This is a genomic window from Oleiphilus sp. HI0043, from assembly GCF_001634935.1.
Map to the genome: position 1 here is coordinate 1 of NZ_LWEY01001674.1, position 1047 is coordinate 1047.

Annotated in this window: 1 protein-coding gene and 1 pseudogene; both read left to right on the forward strand. The window is 46.6% G+C overall.

Annotated features, from left to right (window positions below; genetic code table 11):
* Positions 1–232: pseudogene (locus A3729_RS33450) on the forward strand (threonine synthase); the annotation flags it as partial.
* A gap of 96 nt (positions 233–328) precedes the next feature.
* Positions 329–1047: DHH family phosphoesterase (locus A3729_RS25445; RefSeq protein WP_197476091.1), on the forward strand; the 719-nt coding region annotated here is incomplete at its 3' end.

The window sequence follows — 1047 nt, forward strand, 5'->3', positions numbered from 1 at the left end:
TGGTGTGGGTGCCGCACGCGAGTGCCGCCGTGATGGCAGTATACCAATGATTACCTTGGCTACTGCACACCCTGTTAAGTTTCCTGAAGCTGTCGAGAAGTCCGGGCTTGATGTAGCGCCAGAGCTTCCCCACCATATGAAAGACCTTTATGATAGGGAAGAGCGTTATGAGGTTCTTCCAAATGACATGGCTAAAGTACATGCCTTTGTCGCAAAGCACAGACGCGGCTAAGCATATCTGTGATTAAAAAAGCCGGACGCTGTTCCGGCTTTTTTGTGGCTTATGTAATTCACTTCGTCGGTTCTTACTTTTACCAAACAGGCTCCAATGATGAAAATAGTTAGACGCACGCTCTCGGAAGGGGCTCCGGTGATGGACGGGTTTTCGCCATTATTAAGCCGGATTTATCAGGCGAGAGGGGTGCACAGTGCGAAAGAGTTAAGCTATCAACTTGCTGACCTGGAATCATCATCTTCTCTAAAAGGCCTGAACGAGGCGCTTGAAGTTTTATATAATGCGCTCGTTGCACAGCAGCATATCTTAATTCTTGGAGACTTTGACTGCGATGGTGCGACGAGTACAGCCTTGGCTGTTCTTGTACTTCGAGAGATGGGGGCGAAAGAGTGCTCTTATATTGTGCCCAACCGTTTTGAATTCGGCTATGGCCTGACGCCAGAAATCGTTGACTATGCTGCAAAATTAAAGCCTGACCTAATCGTTACTGTTGATAATGGTATTGCTAGTGAAGCAGGCGTAGAGCGGGCCAAGTCACTCGGTATTAAGGTTTTGGTTACTGATCATCACTTGCCGGGAGATACCCTACCTAAAGCTGATGCAATCGTGAATCCAAATCAACTCGGTTGTGAATTTCCCAGCAAAAATGCCGCAGGGGTAGGGGTTATATTTTATGTTTTAAGTAGTCTTAGAACCTTGCTTAAAAAGAGACAATGGTTTGAACAGAGACAGCTTAAAGAACCCAATATGGCTTCATATCTTGATTTGGTTGCTTTGGGGACTGTCGCTGATCTGGTGGCGCTCGATCACAA